Origin of the sequence: Arthrobacter zhaoxinii, from assembly GCF_025244925.1 — a bacterium.
Classification (GTDB): domain Bacteria; phylum Actinomycetota; class Actinomycetes; order Actinomycetales; family Micrococcaceae; genus Arthrobacter_B; species Arthrobacter_B zhaoxinii.
Map to the genome: position 1 here is coordinate 3,252,594 of NZ_CP104275.1, position 15,259 is coordinate 3,267,852.

Consider the following 15,259-nt stretch of genomic DNA (forward strand, 5'->3'; position numbering starts at 1 on the left):
CCGAAATGATTTTCCCCTGCAGTGCGAACACCACGGCACACCGCCCTGGTCAGGTCGCGAGGCCGCCACCCCATACATCATTGGGCTCGCTGTACAGGATGAAATCGAGCACCACCCAGGAAAAGTAGAGGAACAATGCCAATCCCGTGACGTTGAGGATTGTAGTGATCCAGCCGAGCACCTTTCCGGCAGTCGCCGGTGCGTTCAGCTTCTCGGCCTTTCGGGCGTAGTAAATGGCGAGCGGGCCAAGAATGATGCCTGCCGCGAACAAGCCCACAGCTCCAAGAATCATTGCCTGCTGTGCAAGGTGTTCCCCGGGAGTGCGCTCCCGGGGAACGGAACCTGCGTACCCGGGATCTATAAACCCGGGATACGGCGGCGGCGCCCCCGGGTAACCACCCGAATACGCCCCCGGGTGTGGTTGGGCATGCTCCTGTGGCGCGGAGTTCGATGCGGACACGTGGGCCTCTCCTCTTCGGTGCTGATTCCGATCATCGTAAGGCTTTTACCCGAGCCGGGGGGCAGACGGCCGTTCGCCTAGATGGCTCCGTCCCCGTAGCCGGTGAGCGAGGCGAGGATAAGGAAGTAGATCAACGTCTGGAAGAGGGCCGCGTAAATCGCGTAGATGACCACGGTGACCCAGCCGAGTACCTTGCCCGCAGTTGCCGGCACCTCCAGTTCCTCCGCCTTTCGGGCGTAGTAAATGGCGAATGGCGCAAGCACGAGGCCGGCCACAAACAGGGCAAGCACCCCAAAAAGGAGTGACTGGTTCTTAAAGCGCTCCCCTTCAGCCCGCCCGCCGGGCCGCTGGACCGACCCCGGATAGGGCGGCAGTGCGGTCGACGGTTTCCCTTCGGCCGTTGAAGGGTAGGGATACTGCTCGTCCTGCGGGGCGGAGTGGGAGGTGGACACTGGAGACTCGTTTCTACGGTGTTGCGGAATTCCGTTCGTCGGGGGGCTGGTGGTTGATGATGCCCCGGCGGAAGAAGGCTACATGACGATGGACAGCCGCCCGCATCCCCGGCGAAGCCGCAGAGTTGTGAGACCCTTCCCCTGTCGGGCAGGCGCCAATGCCGGACATCGGTTTTGGTCTGCGGCCTAACGCCCGGACTGCAAATATGGGGGAAATTAATGTATAAGTCCGCGAAAGCCGGAGCTATTTTGGTCGGTGCCCTGGTTCTGGGCGGGTGCGGCTCAACTGAGCCAGCCTCCGCTCCGTCTGCTCCGTCCAGCCAGCCCGCTGCTGACTCTCCAACGTCGCAGCCCGCCAAAGAGCCTTCACCTACGCCGTCGTCCGAGCCGACTGCACAGATGAAGACGTATACGACGGCGGACGGCGTGCTCGAGTTTGAGCATCCTGCGGACTGGACCGTGGTTGACGTACCTCCTCCTGCGGTGGGTGCAGGACAAGCGGTTAGTGTTCTTGACGGCGCGGGCCGAACCATGGCGACCCTCAGCACCGGATACCCGGGCGTGCACGACGCGGCCATGATGAGCCCCTCGCAGCCAACCGAACTGGACTATCAGGAGATGCCCGCAGACCAGCTGCCGTTGGTCTTTGCGGACTCGGTCAACGCCTTCAACTTCCAGGTTGTCTACAATCCCAATACCGATGTGACCGGAGCGGTGATGAGCATCAACAACCTCGCGGCAGGCTCCGATCACGGATGGCTGCGCGGCTTTGACCTGGACGCAGCCACGGGCGCGTCATTCTCCCGATGGATAGACGGCTCGGAGACCCTGATCGGTCTGGACCCCGAGCTGTCGGCAGTCGGCGGTGCGGCAGCGTACGAGGCCTACATCGCGACGCCGGAATACCAGGCAGTCAAGACCATGCTCCTGTCCCTCCGCCAAACGGCAGGCTAAACAGCGTACGTGCAGAATCAGCCCGAATGCTATTAGTGCCCCTGGTGTCGCAGGAAGAATCAACCGCGTAGAGGAGTAACCCGGATTGAAGAAGAAAATGGCCGCCGCCGTCCTTGCGGCAGGAATGCTCGGCACCTCGGCATGTTCGGACTCCCGGATGTCCACTGAGGAGACCTGCCAGGAAATCAGTGACCTTGTTTTGGCCAGCTCGTTGTCCTGGGAGCCTGAAACACTCTATGAGGGGTTCAAGCCCATCGAAGCTCGGGCTTCCAGGGAGCTGCGGAAGCCGACTAAAGCCGTCTTGGATTACGTGGAAGCAGCAGCCAAAAATGAATCGGATACGGAACGCATGTCCGAGCTGGAAGCCGACTTTGATGAGGCCGAGGCCCAGATTGACGAAGTCTGCATCAAGTAATCCATCCGAATACGCCGGGGACCGCTCGGCAGAAAGGCGGAGGTGCCTTTTGGGTAAGCTGTTGCAATGACAGCCCTTACTCGTGGAACCTCAGTTGCGGCACAGCTGCAGCAACTCATTCTGGACAACCCGGGCATGGAGCTTTTTCTTGAAGCCTTCGCCGGGCAGGCTGCTGAACTTTTCAGCGACCCGAACCAGCTGCTCTGCAGCATCACCCTGAAGCGGGAAAAACACGCCCAGACCGTGGCCAGCAGCAGCAACGAGGCCAATAAGCTCGATGAACTCCAGTACGGCTACGGCGACGGACCGTGCCTATACGCAGCGGAGAGCGGAGAACTGACGCTGGTGGCGGACACCCGCACCGGTTCCCGCTGGATCGAGTATTTCGAGGCCATCCATGGCCTTGGCTGTTATTCCATGCTCGCCGTACCCCTGCTCATTGGTGACGACGGCGGCGCGGCCCTGAACCTCTATGGCAAGAGCACCGGCATCTTCACCGATGATTTCGTGCGAGCTGTTGAGGACTATGCAGCGGAAGCGGCCGTGACGCTGCAGGTTGCCGTTCAGATCGCGAACCACCAGGACGTCAGCGAGAATCTGCGTAAGGCGATGGAATCCCGGACCGCCATCGACGTTGCCGTCGGCATCGTTGCCGGCCAGAACCGCTGCAGCCAGGAGGAGGCCTTTGCCATCCTCAGCCGCGCGTCGAGCCACCAGAACATCAAGCTGCGTGCCCTGGCCGAACGGCTGGTTGAATCGGTGACGGCGGCCAAGGTGGCAACCCACTTCGCCTAACAGGCCGGGCAGGCAAGCGGCGCCGGGCGGCGCGGATTACAGATTCCCCCGCACCTCCCCGAACGGTTTCCAGAAGTAATCGAAATGCTCCTGCGGGCTGCTCAGGAACCGCTGGGTGAAGACGACGCCGATGTCCCCGTTGGGATAGACGGCGGCGCTGGTCCCGGATCCGCCTGCCCAGCCCCACATGCCCGGCTCGGACCAAGGCGCCCCGCGTCCGGTCTGCACGGCGGTCATGAATCCCCAGGACTCGTCCGGGCCGGCCACTTCAGCCACGCCGACCTGCTGCGGGGAGGTCAGCTGATCCGCGGTCATTTCGCGCCGCAGCTCAGCGGGCAGCACCGTGTCATCCGCGAGCCCGGCGAGGAAGCGCAGGAAGTCCGGCACGGTGGAGACCAGGCCGCCGCCCAGGGACGCGAACTTCGGCGGGCCCGCCAGTGCGTCCCGGTACGACACCGCCTCGAACAGCCCGCCGTCGTCGTTCGCTGCGTACACCACGGGGAAATGTTCGGTGCCAGTGGGGAACCCCGTGCCAGTCAGCCCGAACGGTTCGCTGATCCGTTCCTGCACCAGCTGGTCCAGGGGCGTGACGGCAGCTGCCGCGAGCAGGACGGAAAGCACGTCCGCGCTGGAGTGGTACATCCAGCGCTCCCCCGGCTGATAGGCCAGCGGCAGGCTGCCGAGCCGGGTCAGATACTCCTCGGGAGTCATGTCCGGCGGGTTGGGGCCCCAGAGGAAATCCTGGGTTGCCGCCACATAGGGGGTCGGATCGAGGTCGACGCCGAGCCCGGCGGTGAAGGTCAGCAGGTGACGCACCGTGACGGGGCCGCGGGCCGGGACCGTCAGCGTCAAAGGCGCGTCCGGGGTGGCCAGCACCCGCAGGTTCGCGAGTCCCGGCAGCCAGCGGCCGGCCTCGTCATCCAGCCCGAGCGTACCGTCGCCCACCAGGCTCATGGCCAGGGCGCCGCCGATCAGCTTACTCAGTGAGGAAATGCGGAACGGGGTGTCCTCGGCCATCGGATCGGACTGGTCGAGTCCCAGCGACCCGGTGGCGAAGATTTCGGTCTGCCCGTTGATCCGAACGCCTGCCACCAGTCCCGGGCACCAGCCCGATTGGACGGTCTCGGTCAGCCTGTCCCAGAGGGGTGCGGCGATGCCTGGCATGCTTCTACTGTCCGCTTGTGCGGCGGAGCGCGTCAACGGATGGGGGTCCCGTGCTCTTTACGGGGGATTGATTGCACCCGCACCGTCCCGGCGCCGGTTACTCCCTGCGGTCCCGCACCGCCGCGTAAATGAACAGGTCCCTGCGCTGCCCGGAGATTTCCATGTAACTCCGCAGCAGGCCCTCCCGTTCAAAGCCGGCCAGCTCGGCGGTCCGGATCGAGGCGGTATTCCACGGCTCAATGTACGCCTCCACTCGGTGCAGCTCCGGAAGAGTCCAGGCGAACTCCAGCAGTGCCCGCAGGGCGTGGGTGGCAAACCGGTGGCCGCGGGCGGTCGGCATGATGCCGTAGCCGGCCTGGGTACGGCCGTGCTGCAGCTCCCATCCCCAGAGTCCGATCTGCCCCACGCACCGGTCCGTGCCGGCGTCGGCCACCGCGAAGGAAAAGCCTGTTCCCGCGGCGTGCCGCTCCCGCTGCCGTTCCAGCCACTCCAAGGCCTGCCCGTGGGTCGCCCGCGCCGGAAGGCTTCCTACCGTGGGGATGTACTTGTCCTGGGCCAGCTCCATGGCCATCCCGACGTCGGTGTCCCGGAACGCGCGCAGCCTCACGTCGGCATACTGCGGCTCGACCGAAGGCCACGGGGGAATGCCGGTGCTGGTTTCCATGGCGACAGCCTGCCACAGCCGCGCTTCCGGTGATCGGAGGCACGGCTCACCGCGGACTAATCCAGCACGGCCGTGGCTTCGATTTCCACCAATACGCCGGGCTCGTAGAGCTGCACCACCTCGATCAGTGATGCCGGCGGCAGCGGTGTCGGCAGTCCGATCTCTTCGGCCACAGCTTGGATCCCCGCCATGAATTCACCGATCTTCTCCGTCTCCCAGTCGGTGACGTAGAAGGTCAGGCGAACCACGTCACGGAACCCCGCTCCGGCGCCTGCCAGTCCCCGGGCCACATTGCGCAACGCCTGCGAGACCTGCCCGGCCAGATCTGCGGGGATGGGTGAACCGCCTGCCATGTGCGCCACCTGCCCGGCCACATAGACAAAGCGCGACCCTGTAGCCACTGCAACGTGGTGATAGGGCGCGTCGGGAAGCATTCCTTCGGGGCTGAAGAGTTGCACGGGCATTTGGGTCCTCCGGATTCGCGAAATGGAATAAGGAGTCTGTTTATACTTGCTATCTTCAGGGAACTTCAACGAAACCAGGTGTCATGACGGATACTTCCATGCCCTTGGAACCGGCATTAAGCATGGATGCCCCGCACCGTGAACTGCTGGCCCAGGTTCTGGATAAGTGGTCCTTGAGTGTGCTCAACGAACTGTGCCAAGCACCCTGCCGTTTCAATGAACTCCGCCGGGCAATTCCCGAAGTTACGCAGAAATCCCTGACCACTACCCTGCGCCGGCTGGAGCGCAACGGAATCATCGAACGCCGGATTCTGGCAACTCGGCCGGTCGCCGTCGAATACCGGATGACTCCGCTGGGCAAGTCGATACGTGAACCTGTAGACGCACTTCTGCGGTGGTCCGCCGGGAACCTTTCCCGAATTGAACAGGCCCGTGCAGTGTTTGACGAGGGGCTGTAAAAGAATGTTTTGATCCGGCCCGGTATTTGCCGTCGGAGACAATGTACGGATATCTGCCCCATACGGAAATAGAGGAAGTATGACCACCGTCAATCTCAGCGTCAGTATTCAGCGGAAAAAGCTAATGCCCTGGCAGCGGCCGGATGCCGTCTTCAAAACCGGCATGGACGTGGAATCCGTGGACATCTCCGAAGCTCCGGTCGCCGGCGTCTATGAGCCGGGAAGCGAATACTCCGGCGAATCGCTCCGAATCCGGGACGGAAACTGGTTCGTCAGCCTGGGCCAGAACGCACGGGAGGTCATAGACCTTTCCGCCCATCTCCACGGACTCTCCCGGACGAAGGACCAATCAGCGGCAGAGGAGGCCGCCCGCAACGCCGCAGACCAGTTCCTCGTTATTGCAGGCACCGTCTGGAAGAAGATCGGTGAGCCCTACTACGAGATCATCGACTCCAGGGCGGACGGTGAGCGCGGCACCACCATACTGGCGAACTGCAACGCCAACTCCCCTGTCGAGGACACTGCCTACTGCTACGGTGCCGACGAACGTGAGCAAGCCGCGAAGGACGCAGCGGACCTCGCCGACCGCCGGGGACGCAGCAAAGAGGTCTGCCTGGCGCTGCAGGACTTTGCCGGCATCGCCGTGACCCCCGAAGCCGTCCTGACCATCAGGCACGGGATACAGCTCGGCGGCGACTAGGCCGCTGCGCCTATTTCCGGCCGAACAGCTTGCCGAGCCAGCCGCCGGACGGCTGGGCGCCGGCCCCAGCTTTTGCAGTGTCCGCGCCGCAGCTGCAGCGGTCCGCCGTCGGCACCCCGCGCATCACCTGGTCAACGTGGTTTCCACATCCGGTCCACGTGGTCTTGCCGCATTTGCGGCACCTTACTGCTCTGCACATTCTGCTTGTTCCTTGGCTCGAATTCCCACCGGGCATTGGCGCCCCTCCACCATTGGAGCAGATACCCCCTCGGCCCGGCTGGTCGGACGCATTCCGGAGGCCGCACTGCGCCGGGGCTTCGGGTTCTTCGTGCTGGCCATCGGCGTTTTCGTCCTGGCCATGGAACTGCTGCCCTAGACAGACCGGGCCGCCACCCCCCCCAATTCGGCAGCAAAACGTCGACGGCGTCACGTACCTGCATGAGATCCCTCACGGACGGGCACATATCGGCGGGACGGCGGAAAACCCGGACGTAACGTTGATTTAAATCAACCTTCGTCAGCTTTTTGGAGTGCGCATGTCCGTTTCCCCTGCCCGGGAGGGCGCTTCCCCCTCAACGCGAGCCGAGGTGCGCGCCGAGGCAAAACGCAAGCACCGCGCCATCCTCCAGGCCCTGACCGGCCTGCTGCTGGGCATGTTCGTCTCGATGCTGGCCAACACGGTGGTCAGCACCTCGCTGCCGGTGATCATTTCCGATCTCGACGGCGACCAGGCCGCCTTCACCTGGGTGGTCACCGCCACCCTTCTGGCCACCGCGGTCTCCACCCCGGTCTGGGGCAAGCTCGCGGATCTGCTTAACCGCAAGGTCCTGATCCAGCTGGCCCTGATCATCTTCATCGTGGCCAGTGCCGCGGCAGGTTTCGCCCACAACACCGACTGGCTGATCGCCATGCGTGTAATCCAGGGCATCGGTGCCGGCGGCCTCGGTGCGCTGACCCAGATTGTCATGGCGGACATTGTTTCCCCGCGTGAACGCGGCCGCTACATGGGCCTGTTCGGGGCCGTGATGGCCCTATCCACGGTGGGTGGCCCGCTGATCGGCGGTGTCATCACGGACACCGTCAACTGGCGCTGGAACTTCTACGTCGCGGTGCCGCTGGCCGTCGTCGCACTGGTGATGATCCAGAAGACCCTGCACCTGCCCCCGCTGAAGAAGCGAAAAGTCCAGATCGACTACGCCGGCATCGTGCTGCTTTCGGCATCCGTGTCCTGCCTGCTCATCTGGGTCTCACTGGTGGGCAGCGACTTCGGCTGGGCCAGTGCCGCCACGGCATGGATGGTGGGCGGCTCCTTGCTGGGCCTCGCCGCGTTCGTGGCCGTGGAGTTGAAGGCGGCGGAGCCGCTGATCCCGCTGAGCCTGTTCCGCAACCGGACCTTCACCTTCTCCGTGATCGGATCACTCTCCGTCGGCGTCGCGATGTTCGGCACCACCGTCTTCCTGTCCCAGTACATGCAGCTGGCCCGCGGCGCCTCCGCGACCATGTCCGGGTTGATGACCATCCCGATGATGGCCGGCCTGCTGATCATCTCCACACTCGTGGGCCGGATGATCACCAAGACCGGCAAGTGGAAGGCCTATGTGGTGGTCGGGTCCGTGCTGCTGACCGTCGGGCTGGTCCTGATGGGCACCATCGAATACGACACCGACTTCTGGCTGGTCTCCGTGTACATGTTCCTGCTCGGCGCCGGCGTGGGCATGGTGATGCAGAACCTGGTCCTCGTGGTGCAGAACGACGTTCCCACCCGGGACCTCGGCGTCGCCAGCTCCAGCATCAACTTCTTCCGCACCATCGGCGGCACCGTCGGCGTCTCCGCCCTCGGCGCCGTGCTGGCCACCCAGGTGACGGACCGGCTGGCCGCGAAACAGGGCGAGCTGATGGCTGCCATCGGCGCACTCGGCGCGGAGGGCAAGGAAGTGTCCGCTTCACTGGCCTCCGGCACCATCCCGGATGTGAACTCGCTGCCCGAATCGGTGCGCTTCATTGTGGAATCGGTCTACGGCTCCTCCGTGGCGCACATCTTCATGATCGCAGCCCCGCTGGGAGTCCTGACCCTGTTGGCGGTGCTGTTCCTGCCGAACCTGCCGCTGGGCAGCCTGACCCGGCACGAGAAGATGCAGGCCGAGGAATCCGCAGTGGCCCCTGCCGGCTCCGCGGAAACGGTAGCCAACGTATCCGAACACGCCGCCGGGCAGAATCCCGCTGTTCCGTCCGGAAAGGATGTTCCCTCCGGAAAGGACAACAGCTAGCGTGGCGACGCCGACGGCCGGGGACTCTGAGAACATCACCTTCGAGTCCTCGGTCCTGGAGGTGGAGCACCAGTTCTCGATGATGCTTGCCGCTGCCCGGCGGTCCGTTAAGCACGCCGCGGCAGCCGTCCACCCAGCCCTGCAGCCGCTGGGGTTCACGGTCCTGATGACCCTGTACCGCGGTGGGGAATGCCAGCAGGGCAGTGTTGTCGAAACCCTTCACGTGGACAAGGCACTGCTCAGCCGAACGGTGTCTCAGCTGGAAGCCCTGGGTCTGGTGGTCCGCCGGACCGATCCCGCCGACGGACGGGTCCAGCTGCTGAACCTGACCGCCGAAGGCCGGGCCCGCTTCGAAGGAGCGAATACAGCCAAACGGTCCAAGCTGCGCGCCCGGCTGAGGAGCTGGACCCCGGCCGAGCTTCGGAACCTCTCGGACCTGCTGCACAAGCTCAACGAGCGGGACTGATTTCCTCAGCGTTTACCGCGTTCAGGGGCAGGGACACCGTGAACTCGCTCCCCTGCCCCGGGCTGCTAATGAAGCTCAGCTTCCCGCCGTGCGCCTCCACGATGTTCTTGGTGATGACCAGCCCCAGCCCCACGCCGGGGACTGCTGAGGCGACGGCACGGCGGGCACGGAAGAACTTGGTGAAGACCTTTTCCTGCTCGGCAATGCTCATTCCAATCCCGGTATCCTCCACCCGGAGATGGACTGCCTGCGCGTCCTGCCACAGCCTCACGGTCACCGTTCCGCCGTCGGGGGAGTACTTCACGGCATTGGAGAGCAGGTTATCCACCACCTGGCTCATACGCTGCGGATCCACGTCCGCGGTCAGGGAAGCCGGGATGTCCGATACCAGCTCCACCCGGCCGGCATCCGCCTTCGGTTCCACTGACTCCACCCCGGCCCGCACAATCTCAGCCAGGTCCATCGGACGGCGGTCCATTTTTGTGGCACCGGACGCAACCGACAGCAGATCGGACACCAGAGCCAGCAGCCGCTCCGAGTTACGCAGCGCGACGTTCAGGGCCGACTCCACCTGCGGGGGCAGGCCGTCCTCGTCCAGGGCAAGGTCGAGGTACCCCATGATCGAGGTCAGCGGGGTCCGCAGCTCGTGGGACACGCTGGCTACGAACTCGTCCTGCGCCGCCTTGGCACGGACCAGCTTGGTGACGTCGCTGAAGGCAAGCACGGATCCGGAGAAGGATCCTTCGGTTTTAATGGGCCGCGCGGACACGTTGAGGGCCAGCTCGTGTTCACCGGTGCCGAACCACACCAGCTGGTCCGAGAATGACTCGCCGGCGGCGGCCCGCTGAGCAGGGCTGTCGGCGTCGTCGACGAGGGTGACCCGGTCCGGCCCGAGAACCGATTGTCCTTTTGCCGTGATGGGAATGTCCCCCATGGCCCGGCGCCAGTTGGAGAGCAGGTGCGCGTTGCTCAGCAGCGTGTTCCCGTCCGGATCCACCACCAGCAGGCCCACGTCCACGGCATCCAGTACGGATGCCAGCAAGGCCTCCCGCTCCCGGCTCTCCACCAGGTTTGCCTGCAGGATGCGGTCCTTCTCCACGATGGCTGCCTGCTTGTGCCGGAGTTCTTCCTCCGCTGCGGCCCGTGCAGCTTCGGCCGCTTCGGCCTTCCGCAGTGCCTCCACGAGCTCGCGCTCGTAGAGGGTGCGTTTGGCGGCCTTGAAGGCTGCGATCCGGTCCACCGAGGTGCCGTCGCTGTCTTCGGAACGGACACCGGACAGGAGTACCGGAACCGGCTCCCCGTTCACGGACAGCAGCTCCGCGGCCATTTCGTTGAAGCACCCGGACACGGCCAGCTGGGACACCGCATAGGAAGCAAAAACCACCCGGTCACCCACGGGCATCAGGTCGGTAACGTTGCTGCCGAGCAGCGCTTCCCGCGAACGCCCGGTCCAGGCGGCAAGGGTCTGGTTGACCTCCAGGATGGTTCCATCCGCAGCCAGGACGAGGTGTCCGGAAGGCGCCGCGTGGAAGTGCTCCTCGTACGCGCTTCCATGCGGCTGCGGTTGGTTTGCTCCCCGGCCGGTACCGGCGCCGGTCATGAGCGAACCACCGGCAGGTGTTGGAGGATGGCCTCAACCGTCTCGCGGGGAGCAATGATGTGCGGCATGCTTCCGCGGACGTTCAGCTCCGCCAGCGTACTGCCGGGAAGGAACCGGTGAAGGTACAACGACGCCGCTTCAGGAGCAAGCGGGTCGGCCTGGGACTGCAGAATCAGGGCCGGGACCGATACCTGGGGCAGCAGGTGCCGGATGTCCGTGGCAAAGGTCATCCGCAGGAAATCCCGCACGTATTCCGGGTGTAGCCGGCACATCTGCTCGGCCATGGCAGCTTCACCCTCCGGGCCGGCGTCCGGGCCCGCTATTCCCGGAGCCACCATCCGTGCCCAGAGCGGATAGTTTGCCTCCACGGCATCCATCACTCCCTGGATATCCTCCTCCGAGAACCCGCCGGCATATCCGTCGTCGCTGACGTAGCAGGGCGCGGCGCAAAGCAGGACGAGGCGTGCAATCCGTGGAGTCTGCACCGAGGCGGCCACTGCCATCGCGCCGGCGATGCTGTGCCCCACGATGATGGCCTGCTCCAGGTCCAGAGCATCCAGAATTTCCACCAGGTCCTCCGCATAGCCTTCGAGGACGGCATACTTGGCCGGGTCATAAGCCTCAGGGTCGGCACCGCCGGTTCCTGCGTGGTCAAACAACACCACCTTGTAGGAGTCCGTGAATGCCGGCAGGATCGGATTCCAGATCACCTGGTCGCAGCCGAAACCCTGAACGAGCAGCAGCACCGGACCATCGGCACGCCCCAGCACCCGGACGTTGTTTCGACGGATTACTGTCTGCGCATTCATCCTGCTTCTGCCTTCGTCGGGTCCCTGATGAGACCCGGAATCGGAAGAAATGCCGGTCGTATTGCACATGAAGTTGAGGCCTTATATCGAGACTGTTTCAAGTACCGGCGAAATTACCGGAGAGAGAAAGCGGCACGAAAGCGCAGAGATTCCCCGTTGCAATCTAACAGAGCTGGAGGTGCGGAAGAAATCAATGCAATGGCATGTACTGCTAATTGGCAGCATCCTTGCCTTTCGTGGGGCAGCTGCCGTTACGGCTCCCGTCATGAAGGAGATTTCGCCGTCATGCACGGTCTTATTCCTCCCCGTTCCGGCCAAGCTTTCCGAGGATCCGCGCCAGATCCGCCCGGTCTCCGGGCGACAGGACGGAAAAAAATTCATCCGCCTCACGCTTCCGCTCCACCAGGACTGTTTCCCGCAGGTGCTCGCCGGCCCCGGTGAGCGACAGCAGGGCAGCCCGCCGGTCGGTCGGATGTGCCCGGCGCTCCACCAGCCCCTTTGCGGTCAGCTGGTCCACTACCTCCGTGGCGGATCGCGGCGCAATACGCAGCCGTTCCGCCAGCTCCTTCAGCCGCAGCCCGGGCTCACTGCCCGGACGCACGTCGGCGTCCCCGCCGCCGCTCTGTCCGGCGGCCCGCGCCACCGCATTCATCGCCCGGAACTGGTGCGGCGTCAACTCATACGGAGCGAGCTGCTGCATCCAGCGTTTCCGCAGCCCGCGGAACGCGGCATGCATCAGGTCACCAAGGGCAGCCGGATCGGCAGAGGCATTCATCATGGAGATCAGTCTACTCGTTTTACAGGTAACCACATAATGAGGTAACCTCTGCATTAGCTGCCGATTCGCATCTCCCGGCAGCACAGGAGGAACCATGGCTATTCCCGAAGCGGCCCCGGAGGGCCCCGGAAGCGGTAGAGGATCAGGCGGCGGCCGCGGCCCCGCAAAACTGAATCCCGCCGACCAAAAACAACTGACCCGGCATCCGGTTCACCTGCGGCGCATCGCCGCCCTGTTCGCCCCGCACAAGGCGACGATCGCCGTCGTCGTTCTGCTGATCACCGCATCGTCGGTGGTCGGCCTCGCGCAGCCGTTCCTGGTCCGCGCCGTGATTGACGACGCGCTGCCGCACGGCAACACCCGCCTGCTGCTGTTCCTCACCGCGTCCATGGTGGGGGTGGCCGCGCTGACCGCCGCGATCGGCGTCGTCCAGACCTGGCTGGCCACCGGGATGGGCCAGCGCGTAATGCACACCCTGCGCGTCCGCCTATTCACCCACTTGCAGGCCCAGTCCCTCGGCTTCTTCACCCGCACCCGCGGCGGGGAGGTGCAGTCCCGGCTCACGCACGACATCTCCGGCATGCAGTCCGTGGTCACCACCACCGCCACCGGAGTCGCCTCGAACCTCACGACGGCGGTGGCCACCGCGGTCGCAATGGTGGCCCTCTCCCCCGGGCTCACCCTCATCTCACTGGTCGTCCTGCCGCCGGCCATCTGGCTTTCCCGCCGCGTGGCCATCATCCGCCGCGACGTCACCGACGAACGCCAGCGCGAACTCGCCGCTCTGCACACCCAGGTGGAGGAAGGCCTGTCCGTGTCGGGGGTGCGGCTGGCCAAAACGCTGGGCACAGTTCCACGTGACGCCGAACGGTTCCGCGCCCGCTCCGAGACCCTCGTGGGACTGGAGATGCGCAGCCAGCTCGCCGGCCGCTGGCGGATGGCCACCATGCAGATTGTCTTCGCAGCCATCCCGGCCGTCATTTACCTCGCCGCCGGGTTCCCGGCCACCAGCGGCGGCATGACCATCGGCACCCTGGTGGCTTTCACCGGACTGCAGGCCGGCATTTTCCGGCCGGTCATGGGCCTGCTGAACATCGGCGTGCAGTGGGTGACCGCGCTGGCATTCTTCAGCCGGATCTTCGAATACCTGGACCTCGAGCCGCAGATCCGGCCGTCCGCGCATCCGGTCCGGCTGGATCCGGGCGCGGTGCGCGGCGACGTGCGGTTTGAGGACGTGCACTTCGCGTACGACGACGGCACCGAAGTCCTGCACGGCATCGACCTGACGCTGCCCGCCGGGACGACCACCGCCGTCGTCGGCCCCACCGGCTCCGGCAAAAGCACCCTCGCGTCCCTGTTGCCGCGGCTCAACGACACAGGTTCCGGCAGCGTGAGCATCGACGGCGTGGATGTACGCGAACTGGCGCCGGAGGACCTGGCCCGGATTGTCGGCGTCGTCTCGCAGGAGACGTATCTGATCCATGCCTCCATCCGCGAGAACCTGCTGCTGGCCGATCCGGAGGCGAGCGATGAGCAGCTTTGGTCCGCCCTGGCCGCGGCACAGATGGCCGACACCGTCGGTGCCCTGCCCGAGGGCCTGGATACCCTGGTGGGTGCGCGCGGCCACCGCTTCTCCGGCGGCGAGCAGCAGCGCCTGGCCATTGCCCGCACCATCCTGCGCAATCCGCCGGTGCTGGTGCTGGACGAGGCCACTTCGGCGCTGGACAACACCACCGAGGCACAGGTGCAGCTCGCCCTGGAGCGGCTGTCGGCAGGCCGGACCACGCTCACCATCGCGCACCGGCTCTCCACCGTGGAGAACGCGGATCAGGTGGTGGTGCTCGACGCCGGCCGGGTTGTCGAGGCGGGCACGCCGGCGGAGCTGCGGGCGGCCGGGGGCGCGTTCGCCCGGCTTGCCGCGCACACCGCCCTGCTGGAGGAGGCCCTGCTGCCGACGGACGCCCCGGCCGGCCGCTAAGCCTGGCAGAGGCAGAAGGGGTGACCCGCCGGATCCAGGAACACGCGGAAGGTCCTTCCCAGCTGGTGCTCGTGCTTGGTTGCCCCAAGCGCGAGGACAGCGGCTTCCCCCTCGTCCAGATCGTCAACATCGACGTCGATGTGCATTTGCTGGGGAGCATCCTGGCCGGGCCAGACCGGAGGCGTGTAGTTCTTCACCCGCTGGAAAGCGAAGCGCTGGCCGGTGCCGTCGGAGATTTCGGTCCAGTCGCCGTCGTACCCGTCCAGGTTCACCTTCCAATCCAGGAGGGCGCCGTAGAAGGTGGCGAGTGCCTCGGGATCCGGGCAGTCAATAACTGTGCTGGGTACTCGTGCGATAGCCATGGCTGGAACCTTAGCCGGGCTTCAGCCAGCCTGCTAGCCGACACAGAGGCAGAACGGGTGGCCTGCCGGGTCCAGGAACACGCGGAAGGTCTCCCCCGGCTGGAACTCGTGCTTGGTCACGCCAAGGGCAAGGACCGCCGCTTCCCCCTCGGCCAGATCGTCCACGTCGACGTCGATATGCATCTGCTGGGGAACATCCTGGCCGGGCCAGACCGGCGGCGTGTAGTTTTCCACCTTCTGGAAGGCGAAGCGCTGGCCGGTGACACCGGTGATGTCCGCCCATCCGTTGTCGTCCACCGACACCTTCCAGTCCAGGAGGGCGCCGTAGAAGGTGGCGAGTGCCTCGGGGTCCGGGCAGTCGATGACAGTGTTGGGAACTCGTGCGATAGCCATGGCGGGAAGCTTAGGGCGCTGCGAGGCCGGCTGTCACGCGAAATTCTGCTGCCGACACGCAGGAACAAGGCTGCTCCAGG

General features: G+C 65.1%; 18 protein-coding genes and 1 pseudogene. 9 read left to right on the forward strand and 10 right to left on the reverse strand.

Annotated elements, in window-relative coordinates; genetic code table 11:
• Nucleotides 1-49: 49 nt before the first annotated feature.
• Nucleotides 50-292 (reverse strand): hypothetical protein, encoded by a 243-nt coding sequence (locus N2K95_RS15195; RefSeq protein ID WP_260652229.1) that lies wholly within the window; start codon nucleotides 290-292, stop codon nucleotides 50-52.
• A gap of 245 nt (nucleotides 293-537) precedes the next feature.
• Nucleotides 538-912 (reverse strand): hypothetical protein, encoded by a 375-nt coding sequence (locus tag N2K95_RS15200; RefSeq protein ID WP_260652230.1) that lies wholly within the window; start codon nucleotides 910-912, stop codon nucleotides 538-540.
• A 399-nt stretch (nucleotides 913-1,311) separates the two neighbouring features.
• Here N2K95_RS15200 and N2K95_RS15205 point away from each other — a divergent pair, with 399 nt between their 5' ends.
• From N2K95_RS15205 to N2K95_RS15215, 3 genes are all read left to right on the forward strand, one after another.
• Nucleotides 1,312-1,866, forward strand: coding sequence for a hypothetical protein (locus tag N2K95_RS15205; protein WP_260652231.1), 555 nt, complete (start codon nucleotides 1,312-1,314; stop codon nucleotides 1,864-1,866).
• 85 nt (nucleotides 1,867-1,951) lie between these two features.
• On the forward strand, nucleotides 1,952-2,281 hold the full coding sequence (locus tag N2K95_RS15210) for a hypothetical protein (protein WP_260652232.1): 330 nt from the start codon (nucleotides 1,952-1,954) through the stop codon (nucleotides 2,279-2,281).
• 66 nt (nucleotides 2,282-2,347) lie between these two features.
• Entirely contained in the window at nucleotides 2,348-3,076 is a 729-nt protein-coding gene (locus N2K95_RS15215) for a GAF and ANTAR domain-containing protein (protein ID WP_260652233.1), read from the forward strand.
• Nucleotides 3,077-3,112: 36 nt separating this feature from the next.
• On the opposite strand, the gene N2K95_RS15220 is transcribed toward N2K95_RS15215, so the two are convergent.
• The 3 genes from N2K95_RS15220 to N2K95_RS15230 form a co-directional block, all read right to left on the reverse strand.
• A complete protein-coding gene (locus tag N2K95_RS15220; protein ID WP_260652234.1) occupies nucleotides 3,113-4,240 on the reverse strand; it encodes a serine hydrolase domain-containing protein in 1,128 nt (375 codons plus the stop codon).
• 97 nt (nucleotides 4,241-4,337) lie between these two features.
• Entirely contained in the window at nucleotides 4,338-4,904 is a 567-nt protein-coding gene (locus N2K95_RS15225; protein ID WP_260652235.1) for a GNAT family N-acetyltransferase, read from the reverse strand.
• Between the two features lie 56 nt (nucleotides 4,905-4,960).
• On the reverse strand, nucleotides 4,961-5,368 hold the full coding sequence (locus N2K95_RS15230; RefSeq protein WP_260652236.1) for a RidA family protein: 408 nt from the start codon (nucleotides 5,366-5,368) through the stop codon (nucleotides 4,961-4,963).
• Nucleotides 5,369-5,451: 83 nt separating this feature from the next.
• Between N2K95_RS15230 and N2K95_RS15235 the strand changes: the two genes are divergently transcribed.
• From N2K95_RS15235 to N2K95_RS15260, 5 genes and pseudogenes are all read left to right on the forward strand, one after another.
• Nucleotides 5,452-5,826: a winged helix-turn-helix transcriptional regulator gene (locus tag N2K95_RS15235; protein ID WP_260652237.1), complete on the forward strand. Its 375-nt coding sequence runs from the start codon at nucleotides 5,452-5,454 to the stop codon at nucleotides 5,824-5,826.
• A 79-nt stretch (nucleotides 5,827-5,905) separates the two neighbouring features.
• Nucleotides 5,906-6,526 carry a hypothetical protein gene (locus N2K95_RS15240; protein ID WP_260652238.1) on the forward strand — a complete coding sequence of 207 codons (621 nt, stop codon included), beginning with the start codon at nucleotides 5,906-5,908 and terminating at the stop codon, nucleotides 6,524-6,526.
• A 271-nt stretch (nucleotides 6,527-6,797) separates the two neighbouring features.
• Nucleotides 6,798-6,902: pseudogene (locus tag N2K95_RS15250) on the forward strand (sulfite exporter TauE/SafE family protein); the annotation flags it as partial.
• Nucleotides 6,903-7,062: 160 nt separating this feature from the next.
• Entirely contained in the window at nucleotides 7,063-8,793 is a 1,731-nt protein-coding gene (locus tag N2K95_RS15255; protein WP_407080094.1) for an MDR family MFS transporter, read from the forward strand.
• 1 nt (nucleotide 8,794) lies between these two features.
• On the forward strand, nucleotides 8,795-9,259 hold the full coding sequence (locus N2K95_RS15260) for a MarR family winged helix-turn-helix transcriptional regulator (protein WP_260652240.1): 465 nt from the start codon (nucleotides 8,795-8,797) through the stop codon (nucleotides 9,257-9,259).
• Here N2K95_RS15260 and N2K95_RS15265 read toward each other — a convergent pair.
• The 3 genes from N2K95_RS15265 to N2K95_RS15275 all read right to left on the reverse strand — a co-directional run bounded on the left by N2K95_RS15265 (nucleotide 9,243) and on the right by N2K95_RS15275 (nucleotide 12,446).
• Complete coding sequence (locus tag N2K95_RS15265) at nucleotides 9,243-10,859, reverse strand: ATP-binding protein (protein WP_260652241.1); 1,617 nt, start codon at nucleotides 10,857-10,859, stop codon at nucleotides 9,243-9,245. The genes N2K95_RS15260 and N2K95_RS15265 overlap by 17 nt on opposite strands.
• Entirely contained in the window at nucleotides 10,856-11,668 is an 813-nt protein-coding gene (locus N2K95_RS15270; RefSeq protein WP_260652242.1) for an alpha/beta fold hydrolase, read from the reverse strand. The genes N2K95_RS15265 and N2K95_RS15270 overlap by 4 nt, the downstream gene beginning before the upstream one ends.
• 295 nt (nucleotides 11,669-11,963) lie before the next feature.
• Nucleotides 11,964-12,446 carry a MarR family winged helix-turn-helix transcriptional regulator gene (locus N2K95_RS15275; protein WP_260652243.1) on the reverse strand — a complete coding sequence of 161 codons (483 nt, stop codon included), beginning with the start codon at nucleotides 12,444-12,446 and terminating at the stop codon, nucleotides 11,964-11,966.
• 94 nt (nucleotides 12,447-12,540) lie between these two features.
• Here N2K95_RS15275 and N2K95_RS15280 point away from each other — a divergent pair, with 94 nt between their 5' ends.
• Nucleotides 12,541-14,424: an ABC transporter ATP-binding protein gene (locus N2K95_RS15280; protein ID WP_260652244.1), complete on the forward strand. Its 1,884-nt coding sequence runs from the start codon at nucleotides 12,541-12,543 to the stop codon at nucleotides 14,422-14,424.
• On the opposite strand, the gene N2K95_RS15285 is transcribed toward N2K95_RS15280, so the two are convergent.
• Nucleotides 14,421-14,786, reverse strand: coding sequence for a VOC family protein (locus tag N2K95_RS15285; protein ID WP_260652245.1), 366 nt, complete (start codon nucleotides 14,784-14,786; stop codon nucleotides 14,421-14,423). The genes N2K95_RS15280 and N2K95_RS15285 overlap by 4 nt on opposite strands.
• 33 nt (nucleotides 14,787-14,819) lie before the next feature.
• Nucleotides 14,820-15,179 carry a VOC family protein gene (locus tag N2K95_RS15290; protein ID WP_260652246.1) on the reverse strand — a complete coding sequence of 120 codons (360 nt, stop codon included), beginning with the start codon at nucleotides 15,177-15,179 and terminating at the stop codon, nucleotides 14,820-14,822.
• Between the last annotated feature and the right edge of the window lie 80 nt (nucleotides 15,180-15,259).

What these genes read in the sequence shown, in the direction of transcription:
- N2K95_RS15230 (WP_260652236.1), bottom strand. Translation starts at nt 5,368, where the DNA reads ATGCCCGTGCAACTCTTCAGCCCCGAAGGAATGCTTCCCGACGCGCCC.
- N2K95_RS15275 (WP_260652243.1), bottom strand. Translation starts at nt 12,446, where the DNA reads ATGATGAATGCCTCTGCCGATCCGGCTGCCCTTGGTGACCTGATGCAT.
- N2K95_RS15255 (WP_407080094.1), top strand. Translation starts at nt 7,063, where the DNA reads ATGTCCGTTTCCCCTGCCCGGGAGGGCGCTTCCCCCTCAACGCGAGCC.
- N2K95_RS15220 (WP_260652234.1), bottom strand. Translation starts at nt 4,240, where the DNA reads ATGCCAGGCATCGCCGCACCCCTCTGGGACAGGCTGACCGAGACCGTC.
- N2K95_RS15270 (WP_260652242.1), bottom strand. Translation starts at nt 11,668, where the DNA reads ATGAATGCGCAGACAGTAATCCGTCGAAACAACGTCCGGGTGCTGGGG.
- N2K95_RS15205 (WP_260652231.1), top strand. Translation starts at nt 1,312, where the DNA reads ATGAAGACGTATACGACGGCGGACGGCGTGCTCGAGTTTGAGCATCCT.
- N2K95_RS15225 (WP_260652235.1), bottom strand. Translation starts at nt 4,904, where the DNA reads ATGGAAACCAGCACCGGCATTCCCCCGTGGCCTTCGGTCGAGCCGCAG.
- N2K95_RS15215 (WP_260652233.1), top strand. Translation starts at nt 2,348, where the DNA reads ATGACAGCCCTTACTCGTGGAACCTCAGTTGCGGCACAGCTGCAGCAA.
- N2K95_RS15235 (WP_260652237.1), top strand. Translation starts at nt 5,452, where the DNA reads ATGACGGATACTTCCATGCCCTTGGAACCGGCATTAAGCATGGATGCC.
- N2K95_RS15285 (WP_260652245.1), bottom strand. Translation starts at nt 14,786, where the DNA reads ATGGCTATCGCACGAGTACCCAGCACAGTTATTGACTGCCCGGATCCC.
- N2K95_RS15265 (WP_260652241.1), bottom strand. Translation starts at nt 10,859, where the DNA reads ATGACCGGCGCCGGTACCGGCCGGGGAGCAAACCAACCGCAGCCGCAT.
- N2K95_RS15195 (WP_260652229.1), bottom strand. Translation starts at nt 292, where the DNA reads ATGATTCTTGGAGCTGTGGGCTTGTTCGCGGCAGGCATCATTCTTGGC.
- N2K95_RS15290 (WP_260652246.1), bottom strand. Translation starts at nt 15,179, where the DNA reads ATGGCTATCGCACGAGTTCCCAACACTGTCATCGACTGCCCGGACCCC.
- N2K95_RS15280 (WP_260652244.1), top strand. Translation starts at nt 12,541, where the DNA reads ATGGCTATTCCCGAAGCGGCCCCGGAGGGCCCCGGAAGCGGTAGAGGA.
- N2K95_RS15240 (WP_260652238.1), top strand. Translation starts at nt 5,906, where the DNA reads ATGACCACCGTCAATCTCAGCGTCAGTATTCAGCGGAAAAAGCTAATG.